Raw genomic sequence first — 14,715 nt, forward strand, 5'->3', positions numbered from 1 at the left:
GTTTCGTGGTAACGTGGATGTTTTGTGGTAAGTGTCAGGAAAGGCAGTGATGGCAACGAATAAAATTGATACCACGCTGGTTAGCGCGGGACGAAGCAAACGTTACACTCAGGGCTCAGTTAACAGCGTCATTCAGCGCGCATCTTCACTGGTTTTTGACACGGTTGCTGACAAAAAACGGGCGACGGCAGGTCGTGCATCGGGCGAGCTTTTTTATGGTCGCCGTGGCACCCTCACCCACTTCTCGCTGCAAGACGCCATGACCGAACTGGAAGGCGGCGCGGGTTGCGCGCTATATCCGTGCGGTGCAGCGGCAGTATCCAATGCGATTATCTCTTTTGTCGAAGCGGGCGATCACATTCTGGTGAGCGGCGCCGTGTATGAACCGACGCAAGATTTCTGCACCAAAATTCTCAGTAAGCTGAATGTCACCACCACGTTCTTTGATCACTGCATTGGCAGCGAAATCAGTGAACTGATTCAGCCGAACACGCGCGTGGTATTCCTCGAATCTCCCGCCTCCATCACCATGGAAGTTCAGGACATTCCCGCCATCGTCGCCGCCGTACGTGCGAAAGCGCCCGACGCGATCATCATGATTGATAATACCTGGGCGGCGGGCGTGTTGTTTAACGCGCTGGAGCATGGCATCGATATTTCGATTCAGGCTGGCACCAAATACATTATTGGTCACAGCGATGCGATGATTGGTACTGCCGTCGCCAATGAACGTTGCTGGCCTCAGCTGCGTGAAAATTCGTACCTGATGGGCCAGATGGTGGATGCCGATACGGCATACATGGCCAGTCGCGGCTTGCGCACGCTCGGTACGCGTTTGCGCCAGCATGAAGAGAGCGGTTTGCAGGTTGCCGAATGGCTGGCCGCTCAACCGGAAGTGGCGCGCGTTAACCATCCGGCGCTGGCGCAGAGTAAAGGTCATGAATTCTGGCAGCGCGATTTCAACGGCAGCAGCGGACTGTTTTCCTTCATCCTGCATGAAAAATTGAGCCGTGAGCAGCTGGCGAATTACCTCGATCACTTCCACCATTTCAGCATGGCTTATTCCTGGGGTGGCTATGAATCCCTGATTCTGGCCAACCAACCGGAAGAGCTGGCGGAGATTCGCCCGGCAGGCGGCGTCGATTTCGACGGTACGCTGGTGCGTTTGCATATTGGTCTTGAGCACGTTGATGACCTGCTGAACGACCTGAAAGCGGGCTTTGCGCGCTTAAAACAGTAGATATCTAAACAAAACCTAAACCATTTCGTGCCGCATCGGTGAGATCAACGTCTGCGATGCCACAGATGGTTAAAATAGAATCCTTGTGACTCGATGGGATAGCAGATGGGTGTTTTACATGAGATTGTCCACGCGCTCTGGCATCAGGATTTTGCCGCGCTGGCCAATCCGGATGTCGTGTGGATTGTCTACGGCGTGATGTTTTTAACGCTGTTTCTGGAAAACGGTTTGTTGCCTGCCTCTTTTCTGCCGGGTGACAGCCTGTTGCTGCTCGCAGGCGCCATGATTGCCAAAGGCGTGATGGATTTCGTGCCCACCATGGTGATTCTGACCACTGCCGCCAGCCTGGGTTGCTGGTTGAGTTATTTACAGGGACGATGGCTGGGCAATACGCGGATGGTCAAAAGCTGGTTGATGCATTTGCCGGCGCAATATCATCAGCGCGCCTGGAATCTGTTTAACCGCCACGGTTTGATGGCGCTGCTGGTCGGGCGTTTCCTGGCGTTTGTTCGTACCTTGCTGCCGACCATGGCGGGCATTTCCGGTTTACAGAATGGGCGCTTCCAGCTGTTTAACTGGCTGAGCGGCGCGCTGTGGGTCGGGATTGTGGTCGCCATGGGCTATGGCATCAGTCAGGTGCCGTTTATCAAGCGTCACGAAGATCAGGTGATGGCGGTGCTGATGGTGCTGCCGATGGTGTTGCTGTTTGTCGGTCTGACCGGCAGCATCGTGGTGATCTGGAAAAAACGCCGCCAGAAAACGAGCTAATCCGATACGGGTTGCCATAAATGGTAACCCTTCAATGGTTCAGTGCAGTTTCGTCGCGCGCGCATTTATGCACATTTGGCCATTCAGATGGCGTCTGACAGCAACCATTCGCTCAGGGCCATTTCGTTAAATGCACATTTATCTGCATTTTTTCAGGCGGCGTCAAACGGTAACGTTTGGCGCACGCGGCTGGCTTCCTCTCCCGGCGTCACGCCGAAATAGCGTTTAAACTCCCGCGAAAACTGCGAAGGGCTTTCATAGCCCACGCGCACCGCTGCCGCACTGGCTTTCATCCCATCCTGCAACATCATTAATCGTGCCTGATGCAGACGATAGCGCTTAAGGTATTGCAGCGGCGAGGTTTGGGTGACGGCTTTAAAGTTGTGATGAAACGCCGAAACGCTCATGTTCACTTCGGCTGCCAGCATATCGACGCTGAGGCTTTCGGCGAAATGGCTTTCGATGCGTCGCAAGGCGCGCGCAATCTGGCTGAACTGGGTCTGACGATTCACCAGCGACAGCAGCGCACCGCCAATTGGGCCGGTGAGCACATAGTAGATAATTTCCCGCACCAGCTGTGGGCCCAGCACGCGCGCATCACGCGGATGGCTCATCGCATCCAGCAAACGCTCGGCAGCGCACAGCATCTCTTCACTCATAAACGCCGAATGGATACCAGAAGTTTGCAACTGCGGCTGAAATTGTTCGTCGTCGCCAATATCCATCAACAGATCCTGCAAGCTGGCGATATCCACGCTCAGGCACATGCCGGCCAACGGCTCTTCCGGAGTGGCTTCGGTTTCGCACTCCACCGGCAGCGGTACGGTCAGCATCAAATACTTCGTGGCGTCGTAATGAAACACCGTGCTGCCGAGATAACCGGTTTTACGTCCCTGAAAAAGAATCACAATGCCGGGTTGATACATCATCGGCGTGCGCGGAAGCGTTTCGCAGGCGTAGATGAGCTTGACGTTTTCCACAGCGCACAGCGGCTTACGCGCATCATTCATTAGCGCGGTTACGCGCTGCGCCAGCTGGCGGCAAAGGGCATCGTTCGGCATGGATCACTCTCAGGCAGCAAAAAAATCAGTGTGCCGCAATGCTGCTCAAAGCTCCACCCTTCAGCAGAATCAGGCAAGATTCTGGCAGAAATGACCAGGGTAAAAGGGCGAGGTGATTGCCACAATGATCCTGCGGTTGAGTTTGTTGACTAGACTTAACCACAGCGCTTTTACGGTAAGTCACTGCGACAGATAAGGAGCAACTATGGCAGAGCAACCCATTATCAAACTGCACGACGGCAATATGATGCCGCAACTCGGACTCGGTGTCTGGCAAGCGAGTATCGAGGATGCCCGGGCGGCGATTGTCGAGGCCCTAAAAGTAGGCTATCGCTCGATTGATACCGCCGCCATCTACAAAAATGAGGAAGCCGTCGGTCAGGCACTGCAGGACACCGATGTCGCACGCGAAGACATTTTCATTACCACCAAACTGTGGAATGACGACCAGCAGAACGGTCAGCAGGCGATTGAGACCAGCCTGAAGAAGCTGCAACTGGAGAGCGTCGATCTCTATCTGATGCACTGGCCGTGCCCGGAAAAAGATCACTACGTTGAAGCCTGGAAAAAGATGATTGAGCTGCAACAGCAGGGCTTAACCAAAAGCATTGGCGTCTGTAACTTCCATGAAGCCCATCTCAAACGCCTGATCGATGAAACAGGCGTCTCGCCGGTGGTGAACCAGATTGAGCTGCACCCGATGCTGCAACAGCGCACCCTGCATGCCTGGAACGCACTGCATCAAATCCAAACCGAATCCTGGAGCCCGCTGGCGCAAGGCGGTAAAGGAGTATTCGATCAGGAGATCATCCGCGAACTGGCGAAGAAATACGGTAAGACGCCAGCGCAGATTGTGATTCGCTGGCATCTGGATAGCGGATTAGTGGTGATTCCAAAATCGGTGACGCCTGAACGTATTCGTGAAAACTTCCAGGTATTCGACTTCAGACTGGAAAAACCCGAGATCAGCGAGATCACTAAGCTGGATAAAGGAAATCGTTTGGGGCCGGATCCGGAGAGCTTTAACGGCTAAGTCGGCACCGTTTAATCGTCAGGCGGATACGGCCAATGCGTACTCGCCTGCATTGGCTTCACAACAGCCGTGCGGTCATGTGCGGGTTGCTATGAATCGTGACCCTGTCGATTTGATAATCTGTTGTAAGGTGCGCATCACTGCGCACCTTTTTTCTTATGGCACCGGATTGACCTGCAACTGCCCCGCCGTGCCGCGGTCGGCTAATTCCAGCGTCTGGCTGTAGTAGACAAACGGGAAGTGATCCGACGAACTCTGCGGGAAGCTCACCAGCAACTCCACATCACCATCCACCCACACCGTATCTTTCCAGCCGCGATCTTCGCCCATCGGCTGTGCGCCATTGACGCTTTTGATCAGGAACATCACGCCCTGAATATGCAGCGATTGCGGGCGATCGGCATGGATAATCCAGCGTTCAAAGGTGCCCTGCTGCACCGTGGTGTCGATGCGGCTCATGTCCCACAGTGCGCCATTGATGCCCGGCACACTGTCGCCAATGCGGAATTCGCGCGTGCGCACCGCCACGCCATCCAGAATCTGATCCGCTAATAAACGCATCGGCAGATTGTCGGTAACCAGCGGCAGTAAGCCGGTGGGCCGCAGGCTCAGAACCAGCGTGTTGGCGAGGATGGAGGAAGGTTCAAACAGACCACGCAGGCGATCCATCAGGCCCGCCGCAGTCCCTGCCGTAATCGAGACTTCATCGCCCTGCGACATATCCACCAGCACTTCACGGCGTTCACCGGGTGCCAGCGACAGCGTTTGCACCGCAACGGGCGCAGGCAGGAAGCCTTGATCGCTGGCAATCACGGTAAACGGACGATTATCCGAGAAGCTCAAATCAAAGCGACGCGCGTTCGAAGCATTCAACAGGCGCAGACGCACCCAACCACGCGACACCTCGACATACGGATTCTGCACGCCGTTGACCAGCAACGTATCCCCGAGGAAACCGCCGTCTGATGGTGGGTTATAAACCGGCGTGGCAAAGTTATCGAGACGCTTGTCCTGGATAATCAGCGGGAAGTCATCAACGCCATAGTGTTTGGGCAGCGGCAGCGCTTTGCTGACGTCATCTTCAATCAGCCACATGCCCGCCAGACCGTTGTAGACGTGTGGCGCCATACGATTTGGCGTATTGGCGTGATACCACAAGGTCGATGCGCCCTGACGTACCGGCAATACCGGCGCCCAGTCAACGCCGGCTGACATCATGCGCGGTGCACCGCCCATTAAGGCACCCGGCACCTGCAATCCACTTACCGTCATCGCCACCGGTTCGTTGAGACGGTTGCTGTAAATCAACTTCACGTCATCGCCGCTGTAGACGCGCACCGTGGGACCGAGGTACATGCCATTAATACCCCAGACCGGCACTTTATTGTTATTACCGCTAAATGACCAATGGCTGCGTTGCAGCGTCAAAAAGAGCGGTTGGCCACGGCGAGACTCAAGCAGTGGCGGAACAGGAAGCGGCACATCGCCCATCGGAGCCGCAGCGTAGGCGGCATAAGGCATGCTACTGGTCGCCAGCGCAACACCGGCGGAAAGCTGAATAAACTGACGTCTGCTGCAAGACATAAAACTTCAGACCTTTTGAGCGGGGCGTGAAGACGCCGTGTCCATGTTGTTCTTGTTAGTGAGTTTTTGCTGTGATGAGCACGGGGCAGCGTTTCTACCCCGTGGATGGCTAGAGTTTACCGTTTTTTTCGCGTTCGGCGACTTCGGCGTTCAATTCTTCCAGCTTAGCAGACATTAATTCGCGGCAGTGGGTGGCTAATTTGCGCACCGAGGTGGCTTCAAACTGTTTGGTATCCACTGGCGGCAGCATTTCAACAATCACCAGGCCGTTGTTCCAGCGATTAAGTTTCACTTTGCCGTGGGTATTCGACACCACCACAGGAATGATCGGCACACCTGCTGCCACTGCAGCATGAAACGCACCGGTTTTAAACGGCAGTAAACCACGGCCACGGCTGCGGGTACCTTCCGGGAACATCCAGAATGAAATCTTCTTTTTATTAAACTGCTCGACCAGTTCACCGATGGTGCCATGCGCTTTTGCGCGGTTATCACGGTCAATCAGCAAATTACCGGTCAGCCAGTAGAGTTGACCAAAGAATGGGATCCACAGCAGGCTCTTTTTGCCGACGGTGACCGTGGTCGGCTGCACGATCTTCGCCGCCGTGATCATGTCGTAATTGTTCTGATGGTTGGCAATGTAAATCGCATTGCCATAGCTCTCCGCGTCGGCGGGTTTGCGCAACTCGACTTTGACGCCAAACACCGTCGACAGGCGACCAAACATATGGCCGAACGTCGCCACATGGCGAGGATTACGCGGTGAGAACAAACACCAGATACTGCCGAAGATGCACACCAAAATCGAATAAACGATAACAATAATCGTGCGTAAAATTAGTAACATAGCTTCCTCAAGTTGGGCAATCCATTGCCTGGTCAGTCTTATTCTTCGCTACTGGCGTCACTTTTCGGGCGCGCTGGCGCGTTCACTTCCACGCTATCAATGCGCTGCAGGCCACGCGACACGCTGCCACGACGACCGCGATCGGCACGCACTTTTTGCAGATCTTCATCGCGCATAATCAGCTTACGTTTGCCGACATACAGGGTAATCGAACTGCCCGGCGGCAGAATCAGCAACCACTGCAGCTTATCCACGCCCGCAGCGGCATCCGCTGATGGAATAGAGATGATTTTATTACCTTTGCCTTTCGACATCTGTGGCAGATCGCCCACCGGGAACATCAACATACGTCCGGCCTGGGTAATCGCCAGCAGCATATCATCGCCCGAATGCACCGCCATTGGCGTCATCACTTTGGCATTGTCTGGCAACGTTAGCAGCGCTTTACCGGCGCGGTTGCGCGAAATCAAATCGGCAAAGGTACAGATAAAGCCGTAACCCGCATCGGAGGCCATCAACAGTTTTTGGTCGTCCGCTTCCATTAGCACCTGTTCAAACGCAGCACCTGGCGGTGGCGTCAGTTTGCCGGTTAGCGGCTCGCCCTGCCCGCGCGCCGACGGCAACGAGGTTGGATCCAGCGTATAACTACGGCCGGTGGAGTCGATAAAGGCCACTGGCTGGTTACTCTTACCGCGTGCGGCGGCGAGGTAACTGTCACCTGCTTTGTAACTGAGACCGGTTGGATCGATATCGTGGCCTTTGGCGCTGCGCACCCAGCCCATCTGCGACAGCACAATCGTCACCGGCTCGGCACTCACCAGCTCGGTTTCGCTCAGCGCTTTAGCTTCTTCACGCTCATGCAGCGGTGAACGGCGATCGTCACCGTAGGTCTGGCTATCTGCCAGCAATTCTTTCTTCAGCAGATTGCTCATCTTGCGTTCGGACGCCAGAATCGCCTGCAGTTGATCGCGCTCTTTCTCCAGCTCCGCCTGCTCACCACGAATCTTCATCTCTTCCAGTTTGGCGAGATGGCGCAGTTTCAGTTCCAGAATGGATTCGGCTTGCGTATCGCTGAGTTCAAAGCGTGACATCAGCACTTGCTTAGGCTCGTCCTCGGTACGGATGATGTGAATCACTTCATCAATGTTGAGGAACGCCACCAGCAAACCTTCGAGGATATGCAGGCGGCGCAGCACGCGCTCTAAACGATAGTTCAGGCGGCGCGTCACGGTATCGCGACGGTACACCAGCCATTCAGACAGGATCTCCAGCAGGTTTTTCACCGCCGGACGGTTATCCAGCCCAATCATATTCAGGTTAACGCGATAGCTCTTTTCCAGATCGGTGGTGGCAAACAGATGATTCATCACCTGCTCCACATCCACACGATTCGAGCGTGGCACAATCACCAGACGCGTTGGGTTCTCGTGGTTGGATTCATCACGCAGATCTTCCACCATCGGCAGCTTTTTATTGCGCATCTGGTTAGCGATCTGCTCCAGCACGCGCGCACCGGAAACCTGGTGCGGCAGTGCAGTGATCACCACATCGCCATCTTCTTTCTTCCACACCGCGCGCTGACGGATCGAACCGCGCCCGCTTTGGTAGATTTTACGGATCTCGCTGCGCGGCGTGATGATCTCGGCTTCGGTCGGATAATCCGGGCCCTGCACAATATCCAGCAACTCATCCAGCGTGGTGTTGGGTTTGTCGATCAGCTTCACCGCCGCTTCCGCCAATTCACGCAGGTTGTGCGGTGGGATATCGGTGGCCATGCCCACGGCGATACCGGTGGTGCCGTTCAGCAGGATATTCGGCAGACGTGCCGGCAACATCTTCGGCTCCTGCATGGTGCCGTCAAAGTTCGGGATGTAATCGACCGTGCCTTGTCCTAACTCACCCAGCAAAATCTCGGCATATTTGGAGAGGCGTGACTCGGTGTAACGCATCGCGGCGAAGGATTTGGGATCGTCCGGCGCACCCCAGTTGCCCTGACCATCCACCAGCGGGTAGCGATAGGAGAACGGCTGTGCCATCAACACCATCGCTTCATAACAGGCGCTGTCGCCATGCGGATGGTATTTACCTAATACGTCACCGACGGTACGGGCAGATTTTTTGAATTTGGCGCTGGCATTGAGGCCCAGTTCCGACATCGCGTATACAATTCGGCGCTGCACCGGCTTGAGGCCATCGCCGATATACGGCAGTGCGCGGTCCATGATCACGTACATGGAGTAGTTCAGGTACGCGTTTTCCGTAAATTTGTGCAGGGCAAGACGCTCTGCACCATCCTGCGTCAATTCGCTCATTAAGCTCGCATCCTCACTTCGTGGCCCGCAACGGCGGGGCATCCGGCGCTCATTTGGCGAGGATAGTACCTTATTCGTGCGAGTTAGTCACAGGGAAGCCAATGACCGCAGGCAGAATCGTATGGCATTAAATAACGTGATATCGGTTGGAAAATGAAAAAGGAATGAGATCAATATCACAATCAATATTCCCATTAATATGTGAGCAGGATCGCAATTAATTATTAACAATTTCAGGTGTATTAAAGCTGTCCGTAATCATGGACAACATTTAGTATTGTTGCTTACACCGTCCTTTCCTAAATTTATACTCCATAAGACATCAATATTGCGCTCCTGATTTCTGGCATGAAGAAATAGATAACGAGGAAATAATCTTAAAAACGCTTTGCCAAAATAAAGGGTGACCGAATGCAAATACTGACTTCGCGACAACACCGTTTAGTCAAACTGCTGTTGCAACATGCTGCACCTCAGCCGATCAGAGAATTAGCCCTACAGTTGGGCGTGTCAGAAAAGACGATTCAGCGCGACTTGCAGTGGCTGGAAAGCTGGCTTGGTAGCTGGTCACTGACGCTGGAGAAAACCCCAGGCCGCGGCGTGCGTTTGCGGGTTGATGATATCCAGCAGCGCCTGCAACTGGAGCAGCAACTCAACGGCGATGAAAGCAGTGCCGATGCGCTGGGGCAAAACAGCCGCCGAGTAAAAATTGCCTCGCAGTTGCTGAGTGACGCCCCGCGTGCGACCTCTATCAGTAAGCTGTCGGAACGCTATTTTATCAGCCACGCCTCGATTGTGAATGACCTGAAAGTGATTGAAGAGTGGCTACAGCCGTTGGGTTTGACGCTGCAACGTGGGCCAGGTGGCACCCATATCGAAGGTAACGAACAGGCGCTGCGTCAGGCAATGGTCTCCCTGATCAATGATGTGATGCAGCAAAACGTTGCCGGTACGCCGCTGTTGCCGCGTCTCGATCCCGGCAGCCAGCAGGCACTGGTGCATTATTTTGGCGATGAGGATGTGGCTTTTGTGCAGACGCTGCTGCAACAGATGGAGCAGCAACTCAGTTACCCGCTGGGCGATGCCTGGTATCTGAATCTCTGCACCCATATTCTGATCATGATGCACCGGATGGCGCAGGGGAATGCGCTGGCACTGGCAACTCTGGCCACAATGCAGGATCTCGATCAGCGCATTTTACTGATTGCCCAGCAAATGGTGACGCAGATTGAACAGCGGATGTGCTGTGCCCTGCCCGCCGATGAAGTGGGTTTTATTTATCAATATATCGTGTCATCCGGCATTGTGGTGGAAGAGCGCGGCGATAATGCGCCGATGCATAATCAATTCTGCACCGCAGAGTCCGTAAAAATAACCTGTGAATTAATTGATCGTTTCGCAGCCTTTATTCAGCAAGATTTAGCGCAGGACCGATTATTATTTGACGGCTTACTGGTGCATATAAAGCCACTATTAAATCGACTCAAATATCATATTCATATTCGCAATCCGCTGCTGGAGGATATTCAGCAGGAAATGAAAGGCATATTTTCGTTAACGCACCAGGCGATGCAATTAACCGCTCGCACTTATGGGCTTTCGCCAGTGGCTGACGACGAAATCGGTTATCTCTGCGTGCATTTCCAGGCCGCGCTGGAGCGGCAAATTGCCCATAAACGCATCCTGGTGGTGTGTTCCAGCGGCGTGGGGACGTCGCATCTGCTTAAGAGCCGCATCCTGCGGGCGTTCCCTGACTGGGAAATTGCGGGTGTGGTCTCTGCCAGCAATCACGCCGCGTTTTGTCAGAACCAGACAGTGGATTTAGTGATCACCACTATCCATCTCAACGCCGGGCCAATCCCAGCAGTGTATGTGAGTGCATTTTTTAACGATGACGATATCCGGCGGGTCACTGACGCCATGATTGGCAGCCAGCTGCCGGACGGCGCGCACTGCGCGTTGGCTGAACATTAATTGAATGAGGTAAAACCCATGGACATTTCCCGCATTCTGACGCCACGCCGCGTTAACCTGGCGCTCACCGCCACCACCAAAGAAGAAGTGATTAACGAACTAACCGATCTGCTGTATCAGGACGGCGCCATCACCGATCGTGCAGCCTTTATTGAAGATGTCTGGCTGCGTGAAGCTGAGGGCTCAACCGGGTTCGAAAACCACGTTGCCATTCCGCACGGCAAGTCTTCCGCCGTCCAACACACCACATTAGCCATTGGTCGTACCCAACAGGATATCCCCTGGGAAACGCTCGATGGCAGCCAGGTGCGCTGCATCATCCTGTTCGCGGTGCGACTGGAAGATCAGAACACCACCCATATTCGCCTGTTGTCGCAGGTGGCCAGCGCGCTGGCCGATGATGAGGTGATAGCCCAACTGCTGGTGGAAAACGACCCCAGCAATATCATCCGGCTGTTTAGCCAGTACGCCGAAACCGATCTCTGTTAATCCCCTAACTTTTTGAGGTGACACATGAATATCGTCTGTGTAGCGGCCTGCACGGCAGGCATCGCGCATACCTATATTGCGCGTGAAAAACTGATCAAAGGCGCTCATGCACTGGGCCACACCATCCACGTTGAAACCCAGGGCACCATCGGCACTGAAACCGCGTTGACGCGTGAAGACATCGCTGCCGCTGACGTGGTGATCCTCGCCATTGATGTGAAGATCAACGGTGAAGAACGCTTTCAGGGCAAACCCATCGTACGAGTGAAAACCGAAGTGGTGATCAAGTCACCGGTGAAATTCCTCGAAAAAGTGGCGGATTCACTGGCGCGTGCCTGAGGAGATCCATCATGAACGACAACAAACGTCAGTACGGACAAGAGATCAAAGGCCATCTGCTCACCGGGATATCCTGGATGATCCCGCTGATCGTCGCCGCCGGGATCTGTATCGCGCTCGGCCAGGTGATTGGCGGGCCGGATGTCGGCAAGCAAACCGGCACTATCGCCTGGATGTTGAATCAGATCGGCGGTTGGGGCATGGGCTTGATCGTGCCGCTGATCAGCGCGGCCATCGCCTACTCCATCGCCGATCGTCCCGGCTTTGCGCCCGGTTTGATCGTCGGTTTTATCTGCGGGCAGATCGGCACCGGTTTTATCGGCGGTATGCTCGGCGGCTTCCTGGTGGGTTACACGGTATTGCTGTTGCGCCGCACCATTAAGCTGCCGCAGTCAATGCAGGGGTTGATGCCGATTATGGTGCTGCCGGTGTTGAGCACCATCATCGCCGGTCTGTTGATGATGACCTTTATTGGCCAGCCGATTGTCTGGCTGCAGAAGGCGCTGATTCATCTGCTGGAATCGATGCAGGGCGGATCGAAGTTTGTGCTGGGTGCGGTGCTGGGTGCGATGGCGACTTTTGACTTCGGCGGCCCCATCAACAAAACCATGTCGCTGTTCGCCGACGGCATGCTGGTCGACGGGATTTATGGCCCGGAAGCAGTGAAGTTTGTCGGCTCAATGATTCCGCCGTTTGGCATCACGCTGTCGTATCTGCTGACGCGCCATAAGTACACCAAAGCGGAGAAAGAGGCGCTGAAAGCCGCCTTCCCGATGGGTATCTGCATGATCACCGAAGGGGTGATTCCGATTGCGGCGCGTGACCTGCTGCGTGTGGTCGGCAGCTGCGTGGTGGCCTCTGCCATCGCCGGTGGGCTGATTATGGTATGGGGCGTGGAAGCACCGGTGCCGCACGGCGGCATGTTTGTGGTGCCGCTGTTCACCAAACCGCTGATGTTCTGTCTGGCGCTGGGCATCGGCACCGTGGTGTGTGGCGTGATGCTGTCGCTGATGAAGAAGCCAGTGACGCAGGCAGATGAAGAGTTCGATGACGTGGAAGCCCCTGGCGTCCGCGACGAAGAGATCAAATTCACACTGGAATAAGGAGCCACCATGTTTGCCATGATGAATGACCTGATTCAGGCCGCCGCTAAGCAGCAGTATGCCGTGCTGGCGATAAACTGCTTCAACCTTGAGACCGCGCGGGCGGCGATTCAGGCCGCCGAACAGCAGCGTGCACCGCTGATATTGAATGTCTATCAGGGTCACAGCACGCACTTCCCACCCGCCGTGGCCGTGCCGCTGGTGCAGGCGCTGGCGAAAGACGCCACGGTACCGGTTGCCCTTGCGCTGGACCACGGCAAGGCCTTTCCGCTGATTGGTCAGGCGTTTCGCGCCGGCTTTACCGGCCTGATGATCGATGCCTCTGCCGATCCGCTGGCCGAAAATATTCGCCAGACCGCAGCGGTAGTGAAGATGGCGCACACCGCTGGCGTTTGCGTCGAAGGCGAGCTGGGGCATATCGCCGATGCGCCGACCTACGAGTTAGCCGATGCCTCCGTAAAGATGACGCAGGTTGATGACGTGCTGCCGTTTATTGAGCAAACCGATATCGATTTGCTGGCGATTTCGGTGGGCACTGCGCACGGGCTCTATCCAGCGGGCATGAAGCCGAAGATTGATTTCCAGCGCTTGCAGGAGCTGCATGCGGTCTCAACACGCCCATTGGCACTGCATGGTGGTTCGGGCACACCCGCCGAGGATATTCGCCGCGTTAGTCAGCATGGTGTGGCGAAGATTAACGTCGGTGCCGCAGTGTTTGATGCCGGTAAAAACGCGGTTGAGCAGGCGCTGAAACAGCATCCGCACGCGGAACTGGCCGATCTGCTTGGGCTGATGGAATCCGCCTGCCGTGAAGTGGTGATTGAGTATCTGAGCTGGTCGGGATCGGCTGGCAAAGCGTAGTGCTCGGGCGCGCTCACCCTAAATGCATAGCGCTGAAACGAACGCACGTGATTTGACGCATTTATACGCACCTGAAAAGCCGCTTCGTTCATCGTGATTTAAAGCAGCGGCAAGATACCGCGCGATAAGTCGTGCAGCAACAGGATGCAGAAGCATTTCCCTTTTTATCCATCATCGGGTCGGCGCACGCGTCGGCTCTGGTAAAACTCACGTTGAGGAAATATTAACATGTTGATTTCAATGAAAGAGATGTTGGCACCGACTCGTGAACACCGCTACGCCATCGGCGCATTTAACGTAGCAGACAGCTGCTTTATCCGTGCCGTGGTGGAGGAAGCCGAAGCCACTAACACCCCGGCGATCATCTCGATTCACCCGAGTGAGCTGGAGTTTGTGACCGATGAATTCTTTGGCTATGTGCGGGAACGCACGCTGAAGAGCAAAGTGCCCTTCACCATTCACCTCGACCACGGTGCATCGATTGCGCAGGTGCTGCGCGCCATCCAATGTGGATTTACGTCAGTGATGATTGATGGATCACTGCTGCCGTACGAAGAGAACGTGGCGCTGACCAAAGAGGTGGTGAAGCTGGCGCATTCGGTGGGCGTGTCGGTAGAAGGTGAACTCGGCACCATTGGCGATACCGGCACCACCGTGGAAGGTGGCGTTAGCAAAGTGATCTATACCGAACCGGCGCAGGCAGAAGATTTTATCCAGCGCACCGGCGTCGATACTCTGGCAGTGGCAATTGGCACCGCGCACGGTATCTATCCAAAAGATATGAAGCCGGAACTGCAGATGCATATTCTGAAGGATATTGCCCAACGCACCGATATTCCGCTGGTGCTGCACGGGGGGTCTGCTAACCCAGATGCGGAGATTGCTGAGGCGGTGACCCTCGGCGTGGGCAAAATCAATATTTCCAGCGATATGAAGTACGCCTACTTCGCTAAACTGCGCGAAATTCTGGCGCGTGAAACCTGGTGGGATCCCAATGTGATTTATCCGGAAGCGATTACCGCCGCCAAAGCAGTGATTCGCTACAAGATGAATCTGTTTGGTGGATTGGGTAAAGCGAGTTTATATCGCTGAGTACCCGAATGG

The 14,715-nt window shown here is 54.9% G+C and carries 13 protein-coding genes; 9 read left to right on the forward strand and 4 right to left on the reverse strand.

Going from position 1 to position 14,715, the window contains the following annotated elements; all coding sequences use genetic code 11:
* The first annotated feature begins 49 nt into the window (after positions 1–49).
* Both metC and FD737_RS13085 read left to right on the forward strand, forming a co-directional pair.
* The gene (gene metC, locus FD737_RS13080; protein WP_034828423.1) at positions 50–1,240 is read left to right on the forward strand and encodes a cystathionine beta-lyase; all 1,191 of its coding nucleotides are present in this window, start codon (positions 50–52) and stop codon (positions 1,238–1,240) included.
* 105 nt (positions 1,241–1,345) lie between these two features.
* The gene (locus FD737_RS13085; RefSeq protein WP_038644709.1) at positions 1,346–2,008 is read left to right on the forward strand and encodes a DedA family protein; all 663 of its coding nucleotides are present in this window, start codon (positions 1,346–1,348) and stop codon (positions 2,006–2,008) included.
* Between the two features lie 152 nt (positions 2,009–2,160).
* Here the strand turns inward: FD737_RS13085 and FD737_RS13090 are convergent, their stop codons facing one another.
* Positions 2,161–3,069: an AraC family transcriptional regulator gene (locus FD737_RS13090; RefSeq protein ID WP_058961925.1), complete on the reverse strand. Its 909-nt coding sequence runs from the start codon at positions 3,067–3,069 to the stop codon at positions 2,161–2,163.
* A 205-nt stretch (positions 3,070–3,274) separates the two neighbouring features.
* On the opposite strand from FD737_RS13090, the gene dkgA reads away from it, so the two are divergent.
* Positions 3,275–4,102: a 2,5-didehydrogluconate reductase DkgA gene (gene dkgA, locus FD737_RS13095; RefSeq protein WP_034828419.1), complete on the forward strand. Its 828-nt coding sequence runs from the start codon at positions 3,275–3,277 to the stop codon at positions 4,100–4,102.
* A gap of 156 nt (positions 4,103–4,258) precedes the next feature.
* Here the strand turns inward: dkgA and ftsP are convergent, their stop codons facing one another.
* The 3 genes from ftsP to parC form a co-directional block, all read right to left on the reverse strand.
* Positions 4,259–5,686: a cell division protein FtsP gene (gene ftsP, locus FD737_RS13100; protein WP_034828418.1), complete on the reverse strand. Its 1,428-nt coding sequence runs from the start codon at positions 5,684–5,686 to the stop codon at positions 4,259–4,261.
* A 109-nt stretch (positions 5,687–5,795) separates the two neighbouring features.
* Entirely contained in the window at positions 5,796–6,533 is a 738-nt protein-coding gene (locus tag FD737_RS13105) for a 1-acylglycerol-3-phosphate O-acyltransferase (protein WP_160833682.1), read from the reverse strand.
* A gap of 38 nt (positions 6,534–6,571) precedes the next feature.
* Positions 6,572–8,845 (reverse strand): DNA topoisomerase IV subunit A, encoded by a 2,274-nt coding sequence (gene parC, locus FD737_RS13110; RefSeq protein ID WP_160833683.1) that lies wholly within the window; start codon positions 8,843–8,845, stop codon positions 6,572–6,574.
* Between the two features lie 411 nt (positions 8,846–9,256).
* Between parC and FD737_RS13115 the strand changes: the two genes are divergently transcribed.
* The 6 genes from FD737_RS13115 (at position 9,257) to FD737_RS13140 (ending at position 14,703) form a co-directional block, all read left to right on the forward strand.
* Entirely contained in the window at positions 9,257–10,819 is a 1,563-nt protein-coding gene (locus FD737_RS13115) for a transcription antiterminator (protein WP_097118136.1), read from the forward strand.
* An 18-nt stretch (positions 10,820–10,837) separates the two neighbouring features.
* On the forward strand, positions 10,838–11,308 hold the full coding sequence (locus FD737_RS13120) for a PTS sugar transporter subunit IIA (protein WP_034828413.1): 471 nt from the start codon (positions 10,838–10,840) through the stop codon (positions 11,306–11,308).
* Between the two features lie 24 nt (positions 11,309–11,332).
* Positions 11,333–11,647 (forward strand): PTS fructose transporter subunit IIB, encoded by a 315-nt coding sequence (locus tag FD737_RS13125; protein ID WP_034828411.1) that lies wholly within the window; start codon positions 11,333–11,335, stop codon positions 11,645–11,647.
* An 11-nt stretch (positions 11,648–11,658) separates the two neighbouring features.
* Complete coding sequence (locus FD737_RS13130; RefSeq protein ID WP_034828408.1) at positions 11,659–12,750, forward strand: PTS fructose transporter subunit IIC; 1,092 nt, start codon at positions 11,659–11,661, stop codon at positions 12,748–12,750.
* A 9-nt stretch (positions 12,751–12,759) separates the two neighbouring features.
* Positions 12,760–13,611, forward strand: a complete 852-nt coding sequence (locus FD737_RS13135; RefSeq protein ID WP_160833684.1) for a class II fructose-bisphosphate aldolase — start codon at positions 12,760–12,762, stop codon at positions 13,609–13,611.
* Positions 13,612–13,839: 228 nt separating this feature from the next.
* Entirely contained in the window at positions 13,840–14,703 is an 864-nt protein-coding gene (locus FD737_RS13140; RefSeq protein ID WP_034828403.1) for a ketose-bisphosphate aldolase, read from the forward strand.
* Positions 14,704–14,715: the final 12 nt, after the last annotated feature.

This window comes from Pantoea sp. Seng (assembly GCF_009829935.1).
GTDB classification, from domain to species: domain Bacteria; phylum Pseudomonadota; class Gammaproteobacteria; order Enterobacterales; family Enterobacteriaceae; genus Pantoea; species Pantoea communis.

Excerpts from the sequence above, each read along its gene's own strand:
- metC (WP_034828423.1), top strand. The coding sequence starts at position 50 with ATGGCAACGAATAAAATTGATACCACGCTGGTTAGCGCGGGACGAAGC.
- FD737_RS13085 (WP_038644709.1), top strand. The coding sequence starts at position 1,346 with ATGGGTGTTTTACATGAGATTGTCCACGCGCTCTGGCATCAGGATTTT.
- FD737_RS13090 (WP_058961925.1), bottom strand. The coding sequence starts at position 3,069 with ATGCCGAACGATGCCCTTTGCCGCCAGCTGGCGCAGCGCGTAACCGCG.
- dkgA (WP_034828419.1), top strand. The coding sequence starts at position 3,275 with ATGGCAGAGCAACCCATTATCAAACTGCACGACGGCAATATGATGCCG.
- ftsP (WP_034828418.1), bottom strand. The coding sequence starts at position 5,686 with ATGTCTTGCAGCAGACGTCAGTTTATTCAGCTTTCCGCCGGTGTTGCG.
- FD737_RS13105 (WP_160833682.1), bottom strand. The coding sequence starts at position 6,533 with ATGTTACTAATTTTACGCACGATTATTGTTATCGTTTATTCGATTTTG.
- parC (WP_160833683.1), bottom strand. The coding sequence starts at position 8,845 with ATGAGCGAATTGACGCAGGATGGTGCAGAGCGTCTTGCCCTGCACAAA.
- FD737_RS13115 (WP_097118136.1), top strand. The coding sequence starts at position 9,257 with ATGCAAATACTGACTTCGCGACAACACCGTTTAGTCAAACTGCTGTTG.
- FD737_RS13120 (WP_034828413.1), top strand. The coding sequence starts at position 10,838 with ATGGACATTTCCCGCATTCTGACGCCACGCCGCGTTAACCTGGCGCTC.
- FD737_RS13125 (WP_034828411.1), top strand. The coding sequence starts at position 11,333 with ATGAATATCGTCTGTGTAGCGGCCTGCACGGCAGGCATCGCGCATACC.
- FD737_RS13130 (WP_034828408.1), top strand. The coding sequence starts at position 11,659 with ATGAACGACAACAAACGTCAGTACGGACAAGAGATCAAAGGCCATCTG.
- FD737_RS13135 (WP_160833684.1), top strand. The coding sequence starts at position 12,760 with ATGTTTGCCATGATGAATGACCTGATTCAGGCCGCCGCTAAGCAGCAG.
- FD737_RS13140 (WP_034828403.1), top strand. The coding sequence starts at position 13,840 with ATGTTGATTTCAATGAAAGAGATGTTGGCACCGACTCGTGAACACCGC.